This is a genomic window from Falsiroseomonas sp. E2-1-a20, from assembly GCF_051433195.1.
GTDB lineage: Bacteria > Pseudomonadota > Alphaproteobacteria > Acetobacterales > Acetobacteraceae > Falsiroseomonas.
In genome coordinates, this window is record NZ_JBHMFT010000051.1 from 1 (window position 1) to 19,264 (window position 19,264).

Annotated in this window: 17 protein-coding genes; 7 read left to right on the forward strand and 10 right to left on the reverse strand. The window is 66.1% G+C overall.

Features of this window, described 5'->3' with window-relative positions:
* Nucleotides 1–334: 334 nt before the first annotated feature.
* A complete protein-coding gene (locus ACFHPP_RS27425; RefSeq protein WP_437166422.1) occupies nucleotides 335–1,240 on the reverse strand; it encodes a ferritin-like domain-containing protein in 906 nt (301 codons plus the stop codon).
* A 263-nt stretch (nucleotides 1,241–1,503) separates the two neighbouring features.
* Here ACFHPP_RS27425 and ACFHPP_RS27430 point away from each other — a divergent pair, with 263 nt between their 5' ends.
* Genes ACFHPP_RS27430 through ACFHPP_RS27460 form a run of 7 tightly spaced genes read left to right on the forward strand, consistent with a single transcriptional unit; the run spans nucleotide 1,504 to nucleotide 10,419 of the window.
* On the forward strand, nucleotides 1,504–3,765 hold the full coding sequence (locus ACFHPP_RS27430; protein WP_437166423.1) for a 4Fe-4S binding protein: 2,262 nt from the start codon (nucleotides 1,504–1,506) through the stop codon (nucleotides 3,763–3,765).
* 14 nt (nucleotides 3,766–3,779) lie between these two features.
* On the forward strand, nucleotides 3,780–5,726 hold the full coding sequence (gene nosZ / locus ACFHPP_RS27435; protein WP_437166424.1) for a TAT-dependent nitrous-oxide reductase: 1,947 nt from the start codon (nucleotides 3,780–3,782) through the stop codon (nucleotides 5,724–5,726).
* Between the two features lie 2 nt (nucleotides 5,727–5,728).
* On the forward strand, nucleotides 5,729–7,084 hold the full coding sequence (locus ACFHPP_RS27440) for a nitrous oxide reductase family maturation protein NosD (protein WP_437166425.1): 1,356 nt from the start codon (nucleotides 5,729–5,731) through the stop codon (nucleotides 7,082–7,084).
* Nucleotides 7,081–8,019 carry an ABC transporter ATP-binding protein gene (locus ACFHPP_RS27445; RefSeq protein ID WP_437166426.1) on the forward strand — a complete coding sequence of 313 codons (939 nt, stop codon included), beginning with the start codon at nucleotides 7,081–7,083 and terminating at the stop codon, nucleotides 8,017–8,019. The genes ACFHPP_RS27440 and ACFHPP_RS27445 overlap by 4 nt, the downstream gene beginning before the upstream one ends.
* Nucleotides 8,019–8,849 (forward strand): ABC transporter permease subunit, encoded by an 831-nt coding sequence (locus ACFHPP_RS27450; RefSeq protein ID WP_437166438.1) that lies wholly within the window; start codon nucleotides 8,019–8,021, stop codon nucleotides 8,847–8,849. Before ACFHPP_RS27445 ends, ACFHPP_RS27450 begins: the two co-directional genes overlap by 1 nt.
* Nucleotides 8,850–8,857: 8 nt before the next feature.
* Entirely contained in the window at nucleotides 8,858–9,391 is a 534-nt protein-coding gene (locus ACFHPP_RS27455; RefSeq protein ID WP_437166427.1) for a nitrous oxide reductase accessory protein NosL, read from the forward strand.
* A gap of 14 nt (nucleotides 9,392–9,405) precedes the next feature.
* A complete protein-coding gene (locus ACFHPP_RS27460; RefSeq protein WP_437166428.1) occupies nucleotides 9,406–10,419 on the forward strand; it encodes an FAD:protein FMN transferase in 1,014 nt (337 codons plus the stop codon).
* Nucleotides 10,420–10,431: 12 nt separating this feature from the next.
* Here ACFHPP_RS27460 and ACFHPP_RS27465 read toward each other — a convergent pair whose 3' ends face one another.
* From ACFHPP_RS27465 to ACFHPP_RS27505, 9 genes are all read right to left on the reverse strand, one after another.
* Nucleotides 10,432–11,514, reverse strand: coding sequence for an NnrS family protein (locus ACFHPP_RS27465; RefSeq protein WP_437166429.1), 1,083 nt, complete (start codon nucleotides 11,512–11,514; stop codon nucleotides 10,432–10,434).
* A 64-nt stretch (nucleotides 11,515–11,578) separates the two neighbouring features.
* A complete protein-coding gene (locus ACFHPP_RS27470) occupies nucleotides 11,579–11,878 on the reverse strand; it encodes a DUF1971 domain-containing protein (protein ID WP_437166430.1) in 300 nt (99 codons plus the stop codon).
* A gap of 39 nt (nucleotides 11,879–11,917) precedes the next feature.
* Nucleotides 11,918–12,688: an NnrU family protein gene (locus tag ACFHPP_RS27475; protein WP_437166431.1), complete on the reverse strand. Its 771-nt coding sequence runs from the start codon at nucleotides 12,686–12,688 to the stop codon at nucleotides 11,918–11,920.
* 114 nt (nucleotides 12,689–12,802) lie between these two features.
* Nucleotides 12,803–14,023 (reverse strand): NnrS family protein, encoded by a 1,221-nt coding sequence (locus ACFHPP_RS27480; protein ID WP_437166432.1) that lies wholly within the window; start codon nucleotides 14,021–14,023, stop codon nucleotides 12,803–12,805.
* Entirely contained in the window at nucleotides 14,020–14,469 is a 450-nt protein-coding gene (locus tag ACFHPP_RS27485; RefSeq protein ID WP_437166433.1) for a DUF2478 domain-containing protein, read from the reverse strand. Before ACFHPP_RS27485 ends, ACFHPP_RS27480 begins: the two co-directional genes overlap by 4 nt.
* A 48-nt stretch (nucleotides 14,470–14,517) precedes the next feature.
* Nucleotides 14,518–15,156, reverse strand: a complete 639-nt coding sequence (locus tag ACFHPP_RS27490) for a DUF4142 domain-containing protein (protein ID WP_437166434.1) — start codon at nucleotides 15,154–15,156, stop codon at nucleotides 14,518–14,520.
* 37 nt (nucleotides 15,157–15,193) lie between these two features.
* Nucleotides 15,194–17,116 carry a nitric oxide reductase activation protein NorD gene (locus ACFHPP_RS27495; RefSeq protein ID WP_437166435.1) on the reverse strand — a complete coding sequence of 641 codons (1,923 nt, stop codon included), beginning with the start codon at nucleotides 17,114–17,116 and terminating at the stop codon, nucleotides 15,194–15,196.
* Nucleotides 17,117–17,120: 4 nt separating this feature from the next.
* Nucleotides 17,121–17,909, reverse strand: a complete 789-nt coding sequence (locus ACFHPP_RS27500) for a CbbQ/NirQ/NorQ/GpvN family protein (RefSeq protein WP_437166436.1) — start codon at nucleotides 17,907–17,909, stop codon at nucleotides 17,121–17,123.
* A gap of 14 nt (nucleotides 17,910–17,923) precedes the next feature.
* The coding region (locus tag ACFHPP_RS27505) for a cbb3-type cytochrome c oxidase subunit I (RefSeq protein ID WP_437166437.1) at nucleotides 17,924–19,264 on the reverse strand (1,341 nt) is incomplete at its 5' end.

Genomic DNA, 19,264 nt, shown 5'->3' on the forward strand with positions numbered 1-19,264 from the left:
GTGCCTGGATGGCCTGACCCGAATACTGATCGACCGCCAGCCGTGTCTTTCCCTGGATCCGTCGGCCGCCTGGGCACCCTTCGCGGCGAGGTTCGGCATCGTCGTTGCATGTGGACCGAGAAGGGCCTGACGACAACCAGGACCGCGCTCAACCAGGCCGTCAAGCTGTCCGACGGATGGGGACCACCTCATTGCACTGCATCACGCCGGCAATCGAGCGTCTGTGGCTTCTATCCGGCACACCCCGCTGCGGAGATCCCACGCGCGCGGAAGCCGCGGCACGTCGTTGACAGGGGCTGGGCGATCAGGTCGTTGCTGCGGGTCAGATCAACCTTCAGTGCGTGGACAGCATTTGCCGCAGCGTGATGACACGTGCAATCGCTCCTTCTGCAAGTGCTTGCAGCCGCCGCATCGCATCTTCCTCGCCGACCGCACCCGCTGCATTGAGATAGGCTTCGACCGTCTGTTCGGACAGGCGCAGCACCACAGTCAACGACGTGTCTGCCGCCGTTCCGCCGAGGGGGCTCGGTGAAGCTTCCTCCTCGACCTTGCCTCCTGCGACCTTGGCAGCTTCATCCGCCATCATCTGAGACTCCCTGGCCAAGTGCCGCAACTCGCCAGACCCTGGGAGCTTATTCGCCAAGTCGGTGAGCAGCAACGCCAAGTCCCGTTCGACGCGCGCGGCATTTTCCTCCGGGGTCCGCCGACCCGCCGTGGCGTCTTCCCGATCCCGCTCCTGGTGCTCCGCGTGGAATGCGCGGCGGCGTTCATGGCGCAGCAGGGCTGCGTGGCGCAGTTCCTCTCTGGCCATGCGCTCGGCCGCTTCCTGAATTGCGGGGTCATCGGCCTGCGCCGCGATGTAGGTCCAAAGCGCGAAGGCACGCTCCTCGTTGCGGACAGCCATGGACAGGGCTCGGTAAGCCGAGGCGAGGCTTGAGGAGGCGATGCCGCGTGCTTCCTCCTCGTCAAAGGCCTCAGGCGGCAGCCAGCTGATCAGGCCAGGGTCCGGCGCTGCGCCAGTCTGGGCGCGTGACCATTCGGTGACCCGGGCGACATGGTCGCGCTCCTCCGCGGCAATGTGATCCAGAGCATCCGCCACGCCGGGCAGTGCCGCCGCGCGCATTTGAACCGCCAGAGCGGCATAGCGTGACGCCGCATCCTTTTCCAGCGCCTCGGCCATCGCGAAAAGTTCTTCCAGCGTGCTGATGGCTGCGGCCGGTTCGGTTTTCAGTATCGACATCAAGACGTTCTCCCACCGACGTTATACGCACTTGTCCAAAGTCCGACTACGCGACGGTCGCTTCTGCACGATATTCACCGAATACCACCGGTGTTCTGCCAGAAGAACAGTTTCTTAGCTTCGCTTGCGGTATATCAATTATTGGCTGCACGTGCGCATCTATGGTCCTGCTGCTACCGGCTGCGGATAGGGACCCGTATCAATTGCAACGCCGATCTGTGCGAAATTACTCAGCGCGTAGCCGGGCCTATCTCAGCTTGCTCGTGGGTATCTTGCTGCTGGTCGCTGCACTTCCGGCCAGTGCAGCTCGCCTGGCCGAGTTCCTGCCGCATGTCGTGGCATCAACTATCTTCCCGGGCGCCGACCGGATCGGCCCACCGCAGGGCGAGCCGCCACTTGCCCCGGTCTACAGTGGCAGCCGGAAGATTGGTCATGTCTACCTGAACGCTGACGTCACGGATGCCAGCGGATACTCCGGCAAGCCGATTCACATCGTGGTCGCGATCGACAATGAGGGTGTGATTCGCGGTATCGACCTTGTGGAACACAAGGAGCCGATCGTGCTTATCGGCATCCCCCAACAGCGAGTCGTAACCGCCATCAACAGCCTGGTCGGCGCGGCCATGGCCCCGATCGCACGTGGCGAGGCGCGGCCTCCGCAGCCCGATATCGTCAGTGGCGCGACGGTGACGGTTCTCGTGATGGCGGACAGTGTCGTACGCTCTGCCGTGCGGCTGATCCGCTCGGGTCGGCTCGCCGGCGGCGTGGTCCCCTCTCATGGCGCAGCGCCGGCCGCCGTAGCTCCTCCGCCGACCCTGGCGCCAGGACCCGGCGAGGTGCGCGATTGGGAAAGCCTGCTTGGTGACGGCTCGGTCCGCCGCCTGAACCTCTCGCTCGGCGACGTGAACGACGCCTTCGCCCGTAGCGGCAACCAGGCCGCCGCCAATAGACCGGAGCCGGGCGAGCCGGACGAGACCTTCATCGACCTCTACGTGGCGCAGGTCAGCGTACCGACGATCGGCCGCAGTCTACTTGGCGATGCGGCCTATCAGCGTTTAGTGGGCCAGCTTCAGCCGGGGCAGCAGGCAATCCTGGTCGCCGGCACGGGCATCTACTCCTTCAAGGGGTCCGGCTACGTCCGTGGCGGCATCTTTGACCGGATCGAGTTGATCCAGGACGGGCGCACGCTGCGCTTCCGGGATCGCGATCACACGCGGCTGGGCGACATCGCTGCTGATGGTGCGCCCAGGCTGCCGGAAATCGCGCTGTTCACCGTGCCACCGGATTTCGGGCTCGATCCGGTGGCGACCTGGCAGATCCAGCTTCTCGTTCAGCGCGCGCTCAGCGTTCGGGACAAGGCCTTCCTGCCCTTCGAGGTGAGCTACAGCCTTCCCGAACCCTACCTTGTGCGGCCAGCGCCGCCTCCCGCACCGCCTATGGCACCGGCCGCAACCGCCGCACCGGCTTCCTCCGAGGCAGGCGCCGTACCCTTCGACGCGGTGGAGGAGCCGCTGTGGCAGCGCATTTGGCGCATGAAGACCTTGGACATCGGCATCACGGTCGCGGCGCTGCTCGTACTGACAGGCATCTTCTTCTTCCAAGATCAGCTTGTCCGGCGACCTGTCTTGTTCAACTGGGTCCGGAAGGGATTCCTGCTGTGGACGCTGCTCTGGCTCGGTTGGTATGCGAATGCGCAGCTGTCAGTGGTCAACGTCATCACCTTCGCGAACTCGCTGCTCACCGGGTTCAAGTGGGACTACTTCCTTGCCTCGCCACTGACCTTCATTCTGTGGACTGGTGTTGCGGCCTCGTTGATCTTCTGGGGTCGCGGCGTCTTCTGTGGCTGGCTCTGCCCATTCGGAGCCCTGCAGGAGTTGCTGGCCAACGTCGCTCAGAAACTGCGTGTGCCTCAGATCACCGTGCCTTGGGGCCTGCATGAGCGACTCTGGCCGATCAAGTACATCATCTTCCTCGGCCTGCTCGGCACGTCGTTCTATTCGGTCGCCCTGGCCGAGCAGTTGGCGGAGGTCGAGCCGTTCAAGACCGCCATCATCCTGAAGTTCATGCGCGAGTGGCAATTTGCGCTTTATGCGGTGGTGCTGCTGGCGGCAGGCCTGTTCATCGAGCGGTTCTTCTGTCGCTACCTCTGCCCGCTTGGTGCCGCGCTCGCCATCCCGGCGCGGATGCGGACCTTCGAGTGGCTGAAGCGGTGGCAGGAATGTGGCACGCCTTGCCAACGCTGTGCACGCGAATGCCCGGTCCAGAGCATCCACCCTGAGGGCAACATCAATCCGAACGAATGCATCTATTGCATGCATTGCCAGGAACTCTATCGGGCTGAGGATCGCTGTCCGCACAACATTCAAACGCGGCTCAAGCGGGAAAAGCAGATCTCGATGAGCGCGGTGCCGCTACCCGGGCCGCACCGCGGAGCCGCGGCCGGCGTGGGCCGAGGCCCGAAAACCATCATCACCCGAACAGGCCAACAGGCGGCCGCTAACGCGCCGCCGGTGCCCGGATCGTGAAATAGGAGCAAATCATGACTGAAAAAGACAAGGCAAAGGCTGGCATTGATCGTCGCAGCCTGCTCGGCAACACCGCAGCGGCGGGTCTGGTCGGTGCGGCCGCTGGCGGTGCGGTGGTGTCCGGACTGGGCGGTTCAGCGCTGGTCCCCGCCGCGGACGCTCAGACGCGTCAGCCCTCACGTCCGGCTCAGCAGAGCTATGAGGTGAAGCCGGGCGAGCTGGACGAATACTACGCGTTCTTTTCCTCCGGCCAGTCGGGTGAAGTGCGGATCTACGGCATGCCTTCGATGCGGGAGCTGATCCGCGTTCCGGTCTTCAACCGGGATAGTGCGACCGGCTGGGGTCAGACCAATGAAAGCCTGCGCGTGCTGACGGAGGGGCTGACCCCGGAGACGAAGAGCTACCTCAGCAGTATCGGCAGGCCTACCTTCGACAGTGGCGACCTGCACCATCCGCACCTGTCCTTCACCGACGGGACCTACGATGGACGCTACCTCTTTGCCAACGACAAGCTGAACACCCGCGTCTGCCGTATCCGTCTCGACGTAATGCGTTGCGACAAAATCCTCGAGCTGCCGAACCAGCACACTGTCCACGGCCTGCGCGTGCAGAAGTTTCCGCGTACCGGCTACGTCTTCTGCAATGGCGAAGACGGGGTCCCTCTCCCTAATGACGGGCGCGATCTGGACAAGCCGGAAACCTACCGCTCCATCTTCTCCGCGGTAGATGGTGACACGATGCAGGTCGCCTGGCAGATCATCGTCGATGGCAACCTCGACAACGTGGACGCCGACTACCAGGGCAAGTATGCCTTCTCCACCTGCTACAACTCCGAAGGCGGCGTCACGCTGGCCGAGACGATGGCCAATGAGCAGGATTGGGTCGTCGTCTTCAACATCGGCCGCATCGAGGAAGCTGTGCGTCGCGGTGAGTTCCGCGAGATGGGTGGCGTCAAGGTGCTTGACGGCAGGAAGGGCTCCGCCCTCACCCGCTACATCCCAATACCGAACAGCCCACACGGCATCAACACCGCACCCGATGGCATCAATGTGGTGGTGAACGGCAAGCTGTCGCCAACCGCGACAGTTCTCGATGTGCGCCGCTTTGACGACCTGTTCGACGACAAGATCCAGCCGCGCGATACGGTCGTGGCGGAGCCCGAGCTTGGTCTCGGTCCGCTGCACACCGCCTTTGACGGCAGCGGCAACGCCTTCACCACGCTGTTCATCGACAGTCAGGTCGTGAAGTGGAACATCAACGCCGCACGCCGCGCCTTCGCCGGTGAATCGGTAGACCCGATCATCCAGAAGATCGACGTCCATTATCAGCCCGGCCACAACCACACGTCGATGGGCCAGACTAAGGAAGCCGACGGCAAGTGGCTCATCAGCCTCAACAAGTTCTCGAAGGACCGCTTCCTGAACGTGGGGCCGCTGAAGCCGGAGAATGATCAGCTCATCGACATTTCCGGCGCCCGGATGATCCTGGTGCATGACGGCCCCAGCTACGCCGAGCCGCATGACGCGACCATCGTTCACCGCTCCAAGATCAACCCAGTTCATCGTTGGAGCCGGGATGACGCCTTCTTCGGCGATGCGGTGCGGCAGGCCCAGGCCGACGGCGTTGACCTGATGGCCGACAGCAAGGTGGTGCGCGACGGCGACAAGGTGCGGGTCTACATGACCTCAACCGCCCCGGTATTCGGGCTTGAGGATTTTCGGGTTCGCCAGGGCGACGAGGTGACGGTGTTCGTCACCAACATCGACGAGGTCGAGGACCTGACGCATGGCTTTGCAATCGTCAACTACGGCATCAGCATGGAGGTGGCGTCGCAGGCCACCTCCTCCGTCACCTTCAAGGCTGAGCGGCCGGGCGTGTACTGGTACTACTGCACATGGTTCTGCCACGCGATGCATATGGAGATGAAGGGCCGCATGCTGGTGGAGGCACGGAGCGCGTGACCATGAGGCGCCGCCTTTCCGCGCTGGCAGGGGCGGCGCTGATGCTGGTTGGCGGCACGGCAACGGCACGAACCGTTGTTGTGCCGGGCGAGAGTGTGCAGGCCGCGATCGCGGCCGAACCTCCGGACGGGACGGTCGAGTTGCTGCCGGGCCTGCACCGGGGCGCCGTGCTGATCGATCGCCCCGTTGCACTGGAAGGGCGGGATGGCGCGATCCTCGAGGGTCCGGGCCACGGTAGTGTCATCACCGTCACAGCCGAGGGCGCCGCTGTTCGCGGCCTGACCCTGCGCGGCTCGGGCTCCGATCTCAGCGGCATGGATTCGGGCGTATTGCTCCGCCAGTCCGCCAGGGGTGCGATCGTGGAGAATAACCGGGTCGAGGAAAACCTCTTCGGCGTCTACGTCCACGGCGCCGAGCGCGCCGTGGTCCGCCGCAACATCATCACCGGCCAGCGCGGCAGGCGAATGTCCGAGCGCGGGGACGGTGTCTCGGTATGGAATGCACCCGGTGCACGGGTGGAGGACAACGACATCCGTTTCGGCCGGGACGGCATCTTCGTGCGCGTCAGCCGGCGCAACGTCTTCGCCGGAAACCGCTTCCGCGACATGCGCTTCGCGATCCACTACATGTACACCAACGACAGCGAGGTGAGCGGCAATGCCTCGCTCGGCAACCATGCCGGCTACGCCATCATGTACTCCAGCCGCCTCCGCGTCATCGGCAACCTGTCGGATGGCGACCGTGACCACGGCCTGATGTTCAACTACGCCAATGGCTCGGAGGTCAGCGGCAATCACGTCATCGGGCGCGCACAAGGATTCCGTGACGAGGCTGCCGCTGAGCGAACCGGTGGCGAACACCTGCCTGCGGGTGTCGCCGGCGCCGAGGCAGGCGGCCCCGCACCTGGCAAATGCGTCTTCATCTACAACTCCAACCGCAACCGCTTCACCGGCAACCGCTTCGACGGCTGCGGCATCGGCGTACATTTCACCGCGGGATCGGAAGGCAACACCATCATCGGCAATGCCTTTATCGGCAATCGCAACCAGGTGAAGTATGTCGGCACGCGCCACCTGGACTGGTCGCGCGAAGGGCGCGGTAACTACTGGTCCGACAACCCTGCCTTCGACCTCGACCGTGACGGCATCGCGGATGGCGCTTATCGTCCGAATGATGTGGTCGACCGCGTGCTGTGGAGCGCGCCGCGCGCCAAGCTGCTGTTGAACAGCCCCGCGGTACAGGTGCTGCGCTGGGCGCAGTCGCAGTTCCCCGCCATCCTGCCTGGCGGCGTCGTGGACAGCCACCCGCTGATCGCACCACCCGCCCCTCCCAACGCCGCGCTGCGGTGGCGCCCATGAAGGCAGACCTGCCACTCATTGCTCTGGAGAACGTGGCCAAGCGCTACGGAACCGTGGAGGCGGTGCGCGATGTCTCATTTACGCTGCCGCAAGGCGGCCAGGTCGCCCTGGTGGGCCACAACGGCGCCGGAAAGACGACGCTGATGAAACTGATGCTCGGACTGGCCCGGCCGACCGCGGGACGCATCATGGTACTGGGCCGCGATCCCGCCGAGGGCGCCGCCGAGACACGCCGACGCATCGGCTGGCTGCCGGAAAGTGTCACTTTCAACGGCGCGCTGACGGGGCGTGAGCTGCTGCGCTTCTTCGCCGGCCTGAAGCAGGAGCCCCACGCCGCCGTGGACGCGATGCTGGACCGTGTCGGCCTTGGTGCCGCGGCACGCCGGCGCGTCGGCACCTATTCGAAGGGCATGCGCCAGCGCCTCGGCCTTGCGCAGGCCTTGATAGGCCAGCCGCGTGTCCTGCTGCTGGACGAGCCGACCACGGGCCTGGATCCCGAGGTACGGCAGGACCTCTATGACATCCTCGCGGAGCTTTCCGGCGGCGGTACCACGGTACTGCTCGCGTCCCACGCGCTGGAGGAGCTGGAGGGGCGCGTCGAGCGGGTGGTCATTCTGGATCGCGGGCGGCTGGTGGCGGATGGCACGATGGCCGAGCTGCGCCGCCTCGCCCGCCTGCCCCTGCGCCTGCGCGTAACGTTGGTTGACGGTGACGCGGACGCGGCGCCGCCCGAATGGCTTGCCCGGGCCGGCTCACTGCGGCGCCTCGGAGGTCTCGGGTTTGAAGTCGCCTGCATGGCGGAGGAAAAGATGGCGTTGATGCGCCAGGCCTCTGCCGATGTGCGGGTCGCGGACCTCGAACTGCATGCGCCAACACTGGACGAGCTGTATGCGCATTTCCTGCGCGGCCATGGGCAGCATCGGGAGGATGCGTGATGCGGGGCATCTCGTTGGTCGCCGCCAAGGAGATTCGCGAGGGCATCCGCAGCCGCTGGGTGGTTGCTGCGACGCTGTTGCTGGCGACACTGGCGCTGACGCTTGCCTTTCTGGGGGCTGCGCCGGCCGGGCGCGTCGGCGCCGGGGCGCTGGAGGTCGTGGTGGTCAGCCTGTCCAGCCTCTCAATTTTTCTGCTGCCGCTCATCGCGCTTCTGATTTCGCACGATGCGGTCGTAGGGGAGATGGAGCACGGCACCATGCTGTTGCTGCTGTCATACCCGATTGCGCGCTGGCAGGTGCTGCTGGGCAAGTTCCTCGGCCAGATCTCGATCCTGGCGCTGGCGACCCTGCTCGGTTACGGCGCGGCGGCCGTGGCGCTGGCCGCCGCCGGACATGCGATAGGCGCGGAAGCTGCGCAGGCCTTCGCCTTGATGATCGGCTCCTCCGTGCTGTTGGGGGCGGCCTTCGTGGCCCTCGGCATGCTGGCGAGCACGCTGGTACGGGACCGCGGCACGGCGGCGGGCATCGCGGTCGGGCTGTGGCTACTGATGGTGCTCATCTGGGACATGGCGCTGCTCGGCCTGCTGGTTGCCGACGTGGATGGGCGGGTCACGGCAGGCATGGTGGACGCGCTGCTGCTGCTGAACCCGGCCGACGCCTATCGCCTGTTCAACCTGGCTGGACTGCCCGGCCTCGGTGAGCTGTCCGGCATGGCCAGCCTCGCGGATGGTACGGGCCTGACGCCGACAATTCTGGTCGCCGCGCTGCTGGCTTGGGTGCTCGTCCCGCTCGCCGCCGCGGCAGCGGTTTTCTCCCGGAGGGAACTATGAAACGACGTATGCTGGTGCCGGCATTCGGCATCCTGGCACTGCTGTCCGCCTGCGGTGATGATGAGGCGGCCAATGTGCCGCCGCCGCCCGTGGCCCTGACGCGTGAGGCAGTTGGCCATTTCTGCGGCATGACACTGGTGGAACATACGGGCCCCAAGGGTCAGGCATTGCTGCGGGACGCAACCGCGCCGGTCTGGTTCTCCTCCGCGCGTGACACCATCGCCTACTCTCACCTGGCCGAGCGGCCGAGTGCCATCAGGGCGCTCTATGTGTCAGACATGGCGAAGGCGCAAAGCTGGGACGATCCAGGTGCGACCAACTGGGTGGATGCGCGGCAGGCCTATTTCGTCCTGGGTAGCACGCGCCGCGGCGGCATGGGCGCCGAGGAGGCGGTTCCGTTCTCGGACCGCGGTGCGGCCGAGCGGTTCGTGGCCGAACATGGTGGGCATGTGCTGGCCTTTGCTGAGGTGCCGCGCGACTGGGCGCTTGGCGGCGAGGCGTCCATGGCTCCGGCTCCGGCTCCAGCGCGACACGTACATTGAGAGGGAGCCCCACCATGCAGCATGAAGGGATTTCCCGCCGCCGCATCCTCGGCATCCTCGCCGCCGCACCCGGCCTTGCGCTGCCGGGGCTTGGGTTGCCGGGTGCCGCCGCTGCGGCGGAGGCACCGCCGGTCACCTGGCGAGGTCCGGTACTTGGTGCCCTCGGCCAGATCACGCTGCATCATCCGGACAAGGCGGTGGCGGAGCGCCTGATCGCCTCCTCCCTGATGGAAATCCGTCGTCTGGAAGCGATGTTCAGCCTGTGGCGTGACGACAGCCTGCTCTCGGAGTTGAACCGGCGCGGCGTCCTGGCCGCGCCGCCACCGGAGATGGTGGATCTGCTGTCGCGGGCGCTCGATGCCGTGGCGCATACCAGCGGCGCCTTCGACCCGACGGTACAGCCGCTCTGGGCGCTGCACGCGGCGCATTTCGGCGCGCCGGGCGCAGATCCGGCCGGCCCCGCACCGGCGGCGCTGCAGGCGGCGTTGGCGAAGGTGAGCCATACCGGGCTCTGCGTTACGCCGGATCGCGTGGTGCTGCTGCAGCGCGGCATGGCGGTCACCCTGAATGGCATCGCGCAGGGCTACATCACCGACCGTGTCGTGGCGCTACTGCGCGCCGGCGGGGTGGCGCGAACCCTGGTGGACCTCGGCGAGGCAAGGACGATTGGCACGCATTCCTCGGGCAGGCCCTGGCTCGCGGCACTCAGCGACCCGGAAGCGCCGGGCGCAACGTGGGGCGAGGCGGAGTTGACGGATCGGGCTCTGGCAAGTTCCGCCGACCTCGGCTTCGTCTTCGACCGCGCGGGCCGGTTCACCCATCTGCTCGACCCCCGCAGTGGGCTCAGCCCAAGGCTGCATCGCGCCGTCTCCGTCGTCGCACCGAAGGCGACGCTGGCGGATGGTCTCTCGACCGGCTTCGCCTTGATGCCGGAGGATGCGATCAGGATCGCGCTGCGCGGCCTGGACAGCGTGGAGGTACGCCTGCTGCGGCATGACGGAAGCATAGCCCGGCTCAGCGCGGCGTAACGGTGCGTCGGTTTAGCGCGGCCCACGCCTGAAGACGTTGGCGGCCGCGACCAGTGTGGCGGCGAGCCAGAACAATGCCGCCAGCGCCCATCCGAAGTCCGGCGTTCCGGCGGCGCGGGAGAGCGCCGCCACGGCCATCAGGCTAGCGACCAGCCCCGCTGCCCGGCCCGGCATGGGTCGACCTTCGCGTTGCGCGGTCGCGCGAATCATCATGACCAGGAGGGTCCCGCCGATGCCGCCGACGGTGGCGAGGTGCAGCGCGGCCAGTCCCGGAAGTGGCGTAGGCAACCCTGCCGCGGCCCAGGCCCACGCCACCAGCCCAAGCCCGAGCCACACCTGACCGGCTGCCAGTGCCAGGATGTCTCCCCCACTCCGGCGCAGCCCAGGTACCCAGAGCACCACGCGCACACCAAGCAGCACGCCGCCGATCGCAAGCAGGACTGGCCCGGCGGGTGACACCGCCGCGAAAGCCTCGGCCAGGAAGGCGCTGGCGAGCAGAGCCATCAGGGCCCGCTCCAGGCCATGCCGAGGTGGCAGGCGGGCACCGCCAGTCCGCTGCGATGCGCCTGAGGCGGCGGCGCTCAGCAACCGTCCACCCATTGCCGTGATCAGCAGCACGACCAGGCCCATGCCCAGCATCAGCCCTGCCTCCCTGGTCGACGTGATCACACCGGTCTCGCCGAGTTGGAACAGGATGTCGGCCACCACGAAGCCGCCTAGCACGCCGGGAAAGACGAAATTTCCAGACCTTTTCGCACCTCGCAGGAAGGCCAGAGCGGCAGGCAGGACGATGGCCGTCGTTGCCGCGATCGAGAGAGCGGCCCGCACCTCCTCGGGCGTGGCCGGCACCAGCGCCGCGGTACGTGCAGCAATCCAGACAGCGGCAATCGATACCAGCGCCAACGCCTTGAGCCGGGAAAGAAGGTAGCCGCCAACGACAGCAAGAGCCTGGCCAAAGACCATCTCATGCGCGTGCCAAGCAGGGCCACCTGCGGCCGGCAGCGCGGCGAAGGTCCAGGCCAGGATGGCCCCGGCCCCCTGGATCAATGCAAGCCCGAACAGAACCCGGTGGGTTGAGAGGGACACGTACTTCACGCCTGCTCAGCGAAGCAGCTGTCTGAAGGTCAGATCATGGCCTCTCGCCTGAATGACGACCGTCTCAAGCATCCTCCTGCGGGTGGCGGTTCGGCGGGTAATGGAATTCCAGGTAGAAACGCACCTCGCCGAGTGGCTCTACATGGTGCTCCAACTCCGGCTCAATGACCCCTGGCCGATCTGGTTCAAGGACAGTTTCCGACGGAGGATCGATGATGCAGTAGCGCAGCCTGCCCTCCAGCACGTGGATGATCGCCCAGGTATTGTGCGTGGTCTTGTGAGACTGTTGCAGCGCTGGCGGGATGGTGTCCTGCGTGAATAGCGGACTGCGCCTAGCAGCAATGTAGCCTTTGGGTATCGGCATCGTTTGCTCCGCCTGTTCCGGCTGGTTGCCTGTTGTGGTCTAGGTTGAAGAATCTTGGACGGGAGTAGAACAAGGTTGCTGGTCCACGAGCGTGCCGCTTTTCACGACCCGTGCGGTCACCCCGATCGGCAGGGGCGCTACGCCGATCAATGGTGCATGCAGCGCAAGCAAAACCATCCATAGCAGCAGGCTGAGCGCGAGCCGCCATGGATCCACAAGGCCGCGTGGCCGCCACCTCCCATTGAGCAGCGCCGCCAGCGGCCACAGGGACGTGCTTGAGGCCAAGCTTAGCCACGTCTCCTCCCCCATCTGGCGGCGCTTGCGCCGGTCGATCGCGACCATGCCCGACAGCGCGAACACGGTGAAGGCGCCAAACAGCAAGCCGTGCGCGAGATCCCCGTTCGCCACCGCATGTGCCGCGGCCCATAGCGCGATGGCCAGTAGCAATGGGTGCCGCGACACGCCGGTGATTCCCGGGTGCTCCGGGTCGAAGCCCGCCCCTCGTCCGCCAAAGGACAACGGGTTCGGCGGGCCGGCACCGAACCCGATCAGCAGGCAGGCGACTGGCACGGCAAGGTTCGGCACCCAGCGCTGCCATTCCGCCGCTTCCCACAACACAACGACGGGCGCGCGGCCAGCGGCTACCACGAGCCACGCCAGCAGGGCGATGGAGACCACGCTGTAGGCAACGAGGAAGCCGCGCTCCCCGAGTCTTGCCGCAAGCCACCGGCGCGGCGCCTGGCGCACCGGAAGGACGTGGGACAGCAGGAAGGCCGTAGCGGCCAGGAAGAACTCCGTCCAATCCGCCATGCGCGCCTCAGGCCCCATTGGAGCGAAACGCGATGCAGGCCGCCGGATCGGCGTGCAGGCGGGCACCGCCGCTCAGGTCCATGCAAAAGGGGATCGTGAGGGACAACGCGTCCGTCACCCTGGTATCCCATCCGCGCGTGGGCGCAGCAGGATGGGGCCGTAGGCCAGCAGAAAAAGCCCGAAGCCCAAAGTCCAGAACGAAGCGGCCACCACCAACGGCACCAGCGGATCACTGGTCACGCCTGGCCCGAACACCCGGACGACAGCCGCCAGGGCCACCAGTACATAGGCCGCCACCGTCGCCGGAGACGCCACCAGATCCCGCCCGGTGTGCCCGAGGGTTGCTCGCGTCGACACCGCCAGGATCATCAGCGCGAGAGCGCCGGCCCCTTGCAGATGAAGCCAATGCTGCGCCCACGGTGCTTCCGCCAGCAACGCGACAGCCTTGGTGGCCAGCGTCAGCGGGACGAAGCCGTAGGCCAGGTGAAGGACCCATAGGATCGGCTGGCCCAGCGTCCGGAACCCGTGCCAGCGGGACAAGCGCAGCGCCACCATCAACGCCGCAACCGCCGCGACCCCGCCGGCCACCATGCCGTCCGGCGCCGCCAGATCAACCACCACGACCGCGAGCAGTCCAAGGATGGCGGCGCGGTCCACCCCCGGCAGAGGCTGCGGGGCTGCCGGTCGGTCGGTCCTGCGCAATACATTTAGGGTGAAGGAGGGGATGATCCGCCCTCCAATTACGCCGACCAGCATCATGGCCATGTTGGCCATCAGAAGCTGCCCTATCCGCCAGGTTTCGCCCGCCCACCAGCCGGCCGCCTCACCGAGCATCAGCACGTCGCCAGTCCAGAAGCCCAGCACCAGCAGCGGCGGGCCGGCCAGACGCAGCTTGCCGGCCTTGATTAGCGCGGGCAGCAGCAGAAGCAGCGTCGCCGGTAGCCCCGCAAGCGCGATCGGGGCCGCCGCCCCGATGGGCAGTGGCGAGCCCGGCAACAGCACCAGGCGCCCGGCAAGGAACACCACCAGCAGTGCAAGCAGAGGTGCGCCGGCATAGTCACGACGCCCGGTCCAGTTCGGTACCGCGGTCAGCAGGAAGCCGATGACGGCGGCGGCGACGAACCCGGCCAGCATCTCATGCCCGTGCCAGCGCTGCAGCGGCAGTGGACCATCGGGGACGGCGAGACCGGCCAGTGCCGCCACCCACAGCGCAACCCCCAACGGGGCCCAGATTCCGACGAGTAGAAAGAATGGACGGAACCCATGCGCCAGCAGTGCGAGGCCAGTGCTGCCGGGAAGGGCCGGGGGCGGAGTGGCAGCGCGTTGCTGCTTCACGCCAGCTGCTCCTTCGCGCTGCTGTCCGTGGCTTTGCAAGCCGGCACGGCTTGGCCTGCTGCCATTAAGCTCGCCAGCGCGGCTTCATCGAACCCCTCCAGCGTCAACTCCCGCAGCAGATTGCTTGCAAAGACCGACCACTGTTCGAGGTTGCAGTAGAGCTCCGCAACAGCGGCTGGGCCAGATGCCTCGATATTATGCGCGATGAAGTCGGCCTCCGTCTTGCCGAACTCATTCAGCACCAGAAGGTCCGTCCGCTGATCCGGCGTCGTCAACACCAATCTGGTAGCGGGCAGCAGCTCGGCGACATCGATGCGGCAACCGCGCCCAGGCGGGTCACGGTCTTGGAGAATGGCGATGCCGTTCATGATTTCTTCCAGCGACAGGTAGCAACTTGGAAGGCAGCCAGATCGTCGCGCTGCACGCGACGCGGTGTAAAGGTCCATCGTGGTGAGACGGCACCTGTAGCTATGGGACGCTCGTAGGGTGATGCCTCAGCGTCGTGGCCCTGCCCCGGGCCCGTACTGTGGCGGGTTGCCCAGCAGCCGCTCAGGTGGAGAAAGCCCATATTGGTTCCCCAGGCGTGCAGCGGCTGAGAATTCTTCCTGCAAGGTGTTCATGGTTGTGATGGCGAAGCCGGCAAGTTCGCGGTCGCTCGTGTGCGACGCCTGCGTCTGATACATCTCGATGAAGGTTGGGTAGACTTCCATCTGGGCAGTCAGAAAGTCCCGTCCCTCCACCGCGGTCGCGCCACGGAGGTTCTCGAGACGCCGAAGGGCCTGAGCGGGCCGCCCCTCTGGTGCTCCCAACGCACCCGCGGCCCGCTCCGCATTTCGCTGAGCAGCAAGCGCGGCAAGAGCCTGTACCAGACGCCGATGGTAATCCATGACGCTTGCCGCGAATTGGCGCGTATCCGCCTGGGTGGCTCGCTCCGCGAGGGGTGCCGCGGCCTCGGCCTGTGCAGCACTGAGCATCGCGGAATCCCGCAAGAACCGTAGATCGTCGGCTGGTGATCCCTGGCCTGGGCGTGGCGGTAGCCGCGGGGTTGGGTCAGGAACAATGTTCGCCTGTGACCAAGCGGCTTCAGCGGCAAGAAGTCCGGGCGCAGCCAGGAGGAATTTGCGTCGCAACATTGTCTCGACCCTTTCCGGAAGGCGATTGTCCTGCGCCTCAGGCTGTTAGCTGGCGATAAATCGCCGGCAGCGCGGTGGTCAGGTGGGAGGCGTCGGGGAAGATTGCGTAGGCCCCTGGTCCGAAAATATAGGGAAAGTAGTCCCGCGCCTCGCGGTCCACCGTGATGCCGAATACGCTGGTGCGGGCCCGACGGGCCTCACGAATTGCCATGCGCGTATCCTCCACGGCGTATCGCCCTTCGTAGTGGTCGGCGTCGTTGGGCTTGCCGTCGGTCAGCAGCAGCAGCAGTCGACGATCATGCGGCCGTCCTGCCAAAGTTCGCGCGACATGTCGGACCGCGGCGCCCATGCGGGTGTAGTGTCCGGGCTTCAGCGCCTGGATTCGGCGAATAGCATCGTCGTCCAGTGCATCGTCGAAATCCTTGACCGTGCGCACCCACACCTGTTCGCGCCTGCGAGATGTGAAGGTAAAGATCGCACTCTCGTCGCCGCAGGCCTCAAGGCCTCCGGCCAGTGCCAACAATGCCTCCTTCTCCACATCCAATACCCGACGATCTCCCACCCAGCTGTCCGTCGAGAGTGAGACATCCACCAGCACCGCCACGGACAGATCCCGCCGCACCGCGCGGGCGGCGGAAAAGACCCGCTCACTGCCGGGTAGGCCGGCGCGGCGATCGGCTACCGCGCGCACCAGGGCGCCAAGGTCCACCTCGTCCCCATCCGGCTGCGCATGCAGGATCTGACGACGCGGTCGCAGGGCTTCGAACTGTCGCCTTACGCGGCGGAGCCTTCGGCGTGCAGCCTCATCGGGAATCCAGACTTCTGCCTCTCCGAACTCCGCTGCTTCGGCTATCACGCGACAATGCGCGGGGTGATAGGCGCCCCGTGAATGATCCCATTCGGGGTACAGATGCGTGCTGGACGCTAGCGCGGCGGTGCTGGCTGCTGCTGGCGCCAGGTCAAGTTCCAGCTTCAGCCGCGTCGCCGCCCGACGCTCATGCGGGCCGACCGCGATTTCATCCAGGTCATCGGCTGCCTTGCGCGCCGAATCCACGTCGTCGTCGTCCACCGCGCGATTCAGGTTCGCCATCTCGGCGAGGCCGATTATGGTCTCAAAGCGGGTCAGCAGCAGAGGGTCGCGACGGCGGGTCTGGTCGTTCTCTCGACGCCGAGCACGACGGCGCCGGGCATCCGTGGCGGCAGCCGCGCCGACCGGTTCCTCCTCCGGCTGATCGGCTTGGCGCGCCCCGGCTCGGGGTGGGGCGCTGACGGTCTCGCCCCAGAGCGGTACCGGCAGGAAGGGACGGTATCCGCGCGGTGCCCTGAGGTTGCCGATTGCTACAGCATCGTCGAGAGCGCCGGGCAACGGGCCTCCCTGCTCGCTCAGCAAATAGCGCACTGCCACTTCCAGGGCCGCTTCCTGCCTGGGCAGCCGGCGGCGCGGGCGCTGGGCCAGCAGGGCAGCGCAAAGCCGCGCATGCAGCGCGCGAAGGCCGGGCCAGCGCAGCAGGAGCACGGAAGTCGCCATCTGCACGTCGCGCAACCTGGCGACATCGGCCTGCAGCGGATCGACCGGGCGCGGTTGCGGCGTGCCCGCCGCGGCAAACCAGACCGCAAGCCATTCGTACAAGGCCGCGTTTTCATCGCGGTCCGGCAGCAGGTCAAGCGTTTCAGGTAGCTCCACGGTCTCGCCGTCGAAGCGCGGCGCCTCAAGCTTCTCGGAGCCACCGAGGCCGAGCCGCTGGCGTAGCCCGAGGCGATGGCGGGAGGCAACGCTGCCCGCCGCCGCCAGCGGTACCCCGCCCGGTCCGCCAAGCGCGCGAAACATCACGCCAAGCCGGCCACGCACGTCATCGAGGTGAACGGCAGCCTCAGGATGGTGCGGCCAGGTGGTGGCGCTGCCAATCAGACGGTGCCACTGGTGGCCGATCGTCTCCTCGGGCTCGAAGAGAGGGCTCATCGAATCAGCCCAGCGTAATCTCGGCAACGCGAAGCAGCGCCTGCTTCACATCGGGCTCGTCGGTCAGCGGCTCGATCATCGCCGCGCGGATGGCCAGCGCGGGTTTCATGCCGCCTGCGATCAGGGTGGCGCAATAGACCAGGAGTCGCGTGGAGACACCCTCCTCGAGGTCCTGGCCCTTGAGGTCGCGCAGCGCATTTGCCAGGCGCACCAGCGGAACGCAGCGGTCACGCGGAAGTCCGCTTTCCTGCGCGACAATCATGGCTTCCGCCTCCGCTGGCGGGAAGCCGAAGTCGAGGCCAAGGAAGCGCTGACGCGTGCTCGGCTTCAGACCCTTGAGCACCGATTGGTAGCCGGGGTTGTAGGAGATGACGAGCATGAACTCCGGCGGCGCCTCCAGCACCTCGCCGGTTCGTTCCAACGGCAGGATGCGGCGATCATCGGTCAGCGGATGCAGGACGACGGTGACGTCCTTGCGCGCTTCAACGACCTCGTCGAGGTAGCAGATCCCGCCCTCCCGCACCGCACGGGTCAACGGACCATCGGTCCAGACCGTGTCGCCTCCCTTCAGCAGGTGACGGCCAGTGAGATCCGCGGCGGTCAGGTCATCGTGGCATGCGACGGTGAACAGGGGGCGGCCCAGGCGCGCAGCCATGTGGGCCACGAAGCGCGTCTTGCCGCAGCCGGTCGGCCCCTTGATCAACAAAGGCAGGCGGCTGTGGAAGGCCTGCTCGAACAGAGCACATTCGCCGCCCGTTGGGGCGTAGTAGGGGATTGCGGCAGCCGGCCGCATATTTGTCGCAACACTCACTCTGCAGGCGCCGGATGCGGCTCGTCGCCGAGGCGCGCGGGCCGTTCCTCCCGCACCGGGCCGAGCACCGACCAGACGTAGAGAAGGACGGCAAGGGCCACAACCGCGCCGGCGCCGAGGCGCATCCAGTAGAACAGCAGAAGTTGTTCCTGCACCTCCATGTACATCATCCCCATGACGCGCTGCAGATGTACCTGCACCACACCGGCGAAGGTCAGCACGATGGTCATGAAAACCATGCCTGAGGTCATGAGCCAGAAACTCCACATGTTGAGGATCTGGTTGTATGGCTTGTACCCGCGCAGGTAAGGCATCGCATAGGTGATGATGGCCAGGTTCAGCATCGCGTAGGCACCGAAGAATGCGAGGTGGCCATGCGCGGCGGTGATCTGGGTGCCGTGGCTGTAGAAGTTCACCCAATGCAGGGTGTGCATGAAGCCCCAGACGCCGGCGCCGAAGAAGGCAATGACGGTGCAGCCGAGCGCCCACAGCAGCGCCGCCTTGTTCGGGTGATCGCGACGTCCGCGCCAGACCATCGTGAAGGCGAAGGCGACCATCGCGAACAATGGCGCGACCTCGAGCGTCGAGAAGATGCTGCCGACCCACTGCCAATAGCCAGGTGCACCGATCCAGTAGTAATGGTGACCCGTGCCGAGCAGGCCCGAGAACAGCGCGAGGCCGACGATGGCGTAGAGCCACTTCTCCACCACCTCGCGGTCCGCACCGGTCATCTTGAGCAGCAGGAAGGCGAGGATGGAGGCCATGATCAGCTCCCACACACCTTCCACCCAGAGGTGGATGACGTACCACCAGTAGAGCTTGTCGACCGCGATGTTGTCGGGGTTCCAGATCGCGAACAGCCAGAACACGGCGATGCCGATCATGCCGAGCATCAGCACGCTGGTGATGGCCGTGCGCCGCCCCTTCAGGATGGTCATGCCGATGTTGTAGAGAAAGATCAGCGCAACGAGGACGATCGCCCATTTGACCCAGAGCGGCTGCTCCAGGAACTCGCGACCACCGTGAATCCCCAGCAGGTATCCGCCCACGGATGCCAGTGCTCCGACCATCAGCAGACCGAACTGGATGTAGGCGAGCATCGGGCTCTCGAGCTCGCGCTCTGCCTCCTCCGGCACCAGATAGTAGGCGGCGCCGAAGAACCCCATGAGCAGCCATACGACGAGCGCGTTGGTGTGCACCATGCGCAGGATGCTGAAGGGCAGAACCTCGGCGAGGAAGTTCGGCCGCGCATACACCGTGCCGGCCAGCAGCCCGAACAGGATCTGCACAACGAACAGCAGCAGGGCGCCGGCGAAATAGACGTAGGCGACCTTCTG

What these genes read in the sequence shown, in the direction of transcription:
- ACFHPP_RS27455 (WP_437166427.1), top strand. Translation starts at nt 8,858, where the DNA reads ATGCTGGTGCCGGCATTCGGCATCCTGGCACTGCTGTCCGCCTGCGGT.
- ACFHPP_RS27495 (WP_437166435.1), bottom strand. Translation starts at nt 17,116, where the DNA reads ATGAGCCCTCTCTTCGAGCCCGAGGAGACGATCGGCCACCAGTGGCAC.
- ACFHPP_RS27475 (WP_437166431.1), bottom strand. Translation starts at nt 12,688, where the DNA reads ATGGCGGATTGGACGGAGTTCTTCCTGGCCGCTACGGCCTTCCTGCTG.
- ACFHPP_RS27425 (WP_437166422.1), bottom strand. Translation starts at nt 1,240, where the DNA reads ATGTCGATACTGAAAACCGAACCGGCCGCAGCCATCAGCACGCTGGAA.
- ACFHPP_RS27490 (WP_437166434.1), bottom strand. Translation starts at nt 15,156, where the DNA reads ATGTTGCGACGCAAATTCCTCCTGGCTGCGCCCGGACTTCTTGCCGCT.
- ACFHPP_RS27485 (WP_437166433.1), bottom strand. Translation starts at nt 14,469, where the DNA reads ATGGACCTTTACACCGCGTCGCGTGCAGCGCGACGATCTGGCTGCCTT.
- ACFHPP_RS27445 (WP_437166426.1), top strand. Translation starts at nt 7,081, where the DNA reads ATGAAGGCAGACCTGCCACTCATTGCTCTGGAGAACGTGGCCAAGCGC.
- ACFHPP_RS27500 (WP_437166436.1), bottom strand. Translation starts at nt 17,909, where the DNA reads ATGCGGCCGGCTGCCGCAATCCCCTACTACGCCCCAACGGGCGGCGAA.
- ACFHPP_RS27450 (WP_437166438.1), top strand. Translation starts at nt 8,019, where the DNA reads ATGCGGGGCATCTCGTTGGTCGCCGCCAAGGAGATTCGCGAGGGCATC.
- ACFHPP_RS27440 (WP_437166425.1), top strand. Translation starts at nt 5,729, where the DNA reads ATGAGGCGCCGCCTTTCCGCGCTGGCAGGGGCGGCGCTGATGCTGGTT.
- ACFHPP_RS27460 (WP_437166428.1), top strand. Translation starts at nt 9,406, where the DNA reads ATGCAGCATGAAGGGATTTCCCGCCGCCGCATCCTCGGCATCCTCGCC.
- nosZ (WP_437166424.1), top strand. Translation starts at nt 3,780, where the DNA reads ATGACTGAAAAAGACAAGGCAAAGGCTGGCATTGATCGTCGCAGCCTG.
- ACFHPP_RS27470 (WP_437166430.1), bottom strand. Translation starts at nt 11,878, where the DNA reads ATGCCGATACCCAAAGGCTACATTGCTGCTAGGCGCAGTCCGCTATTC.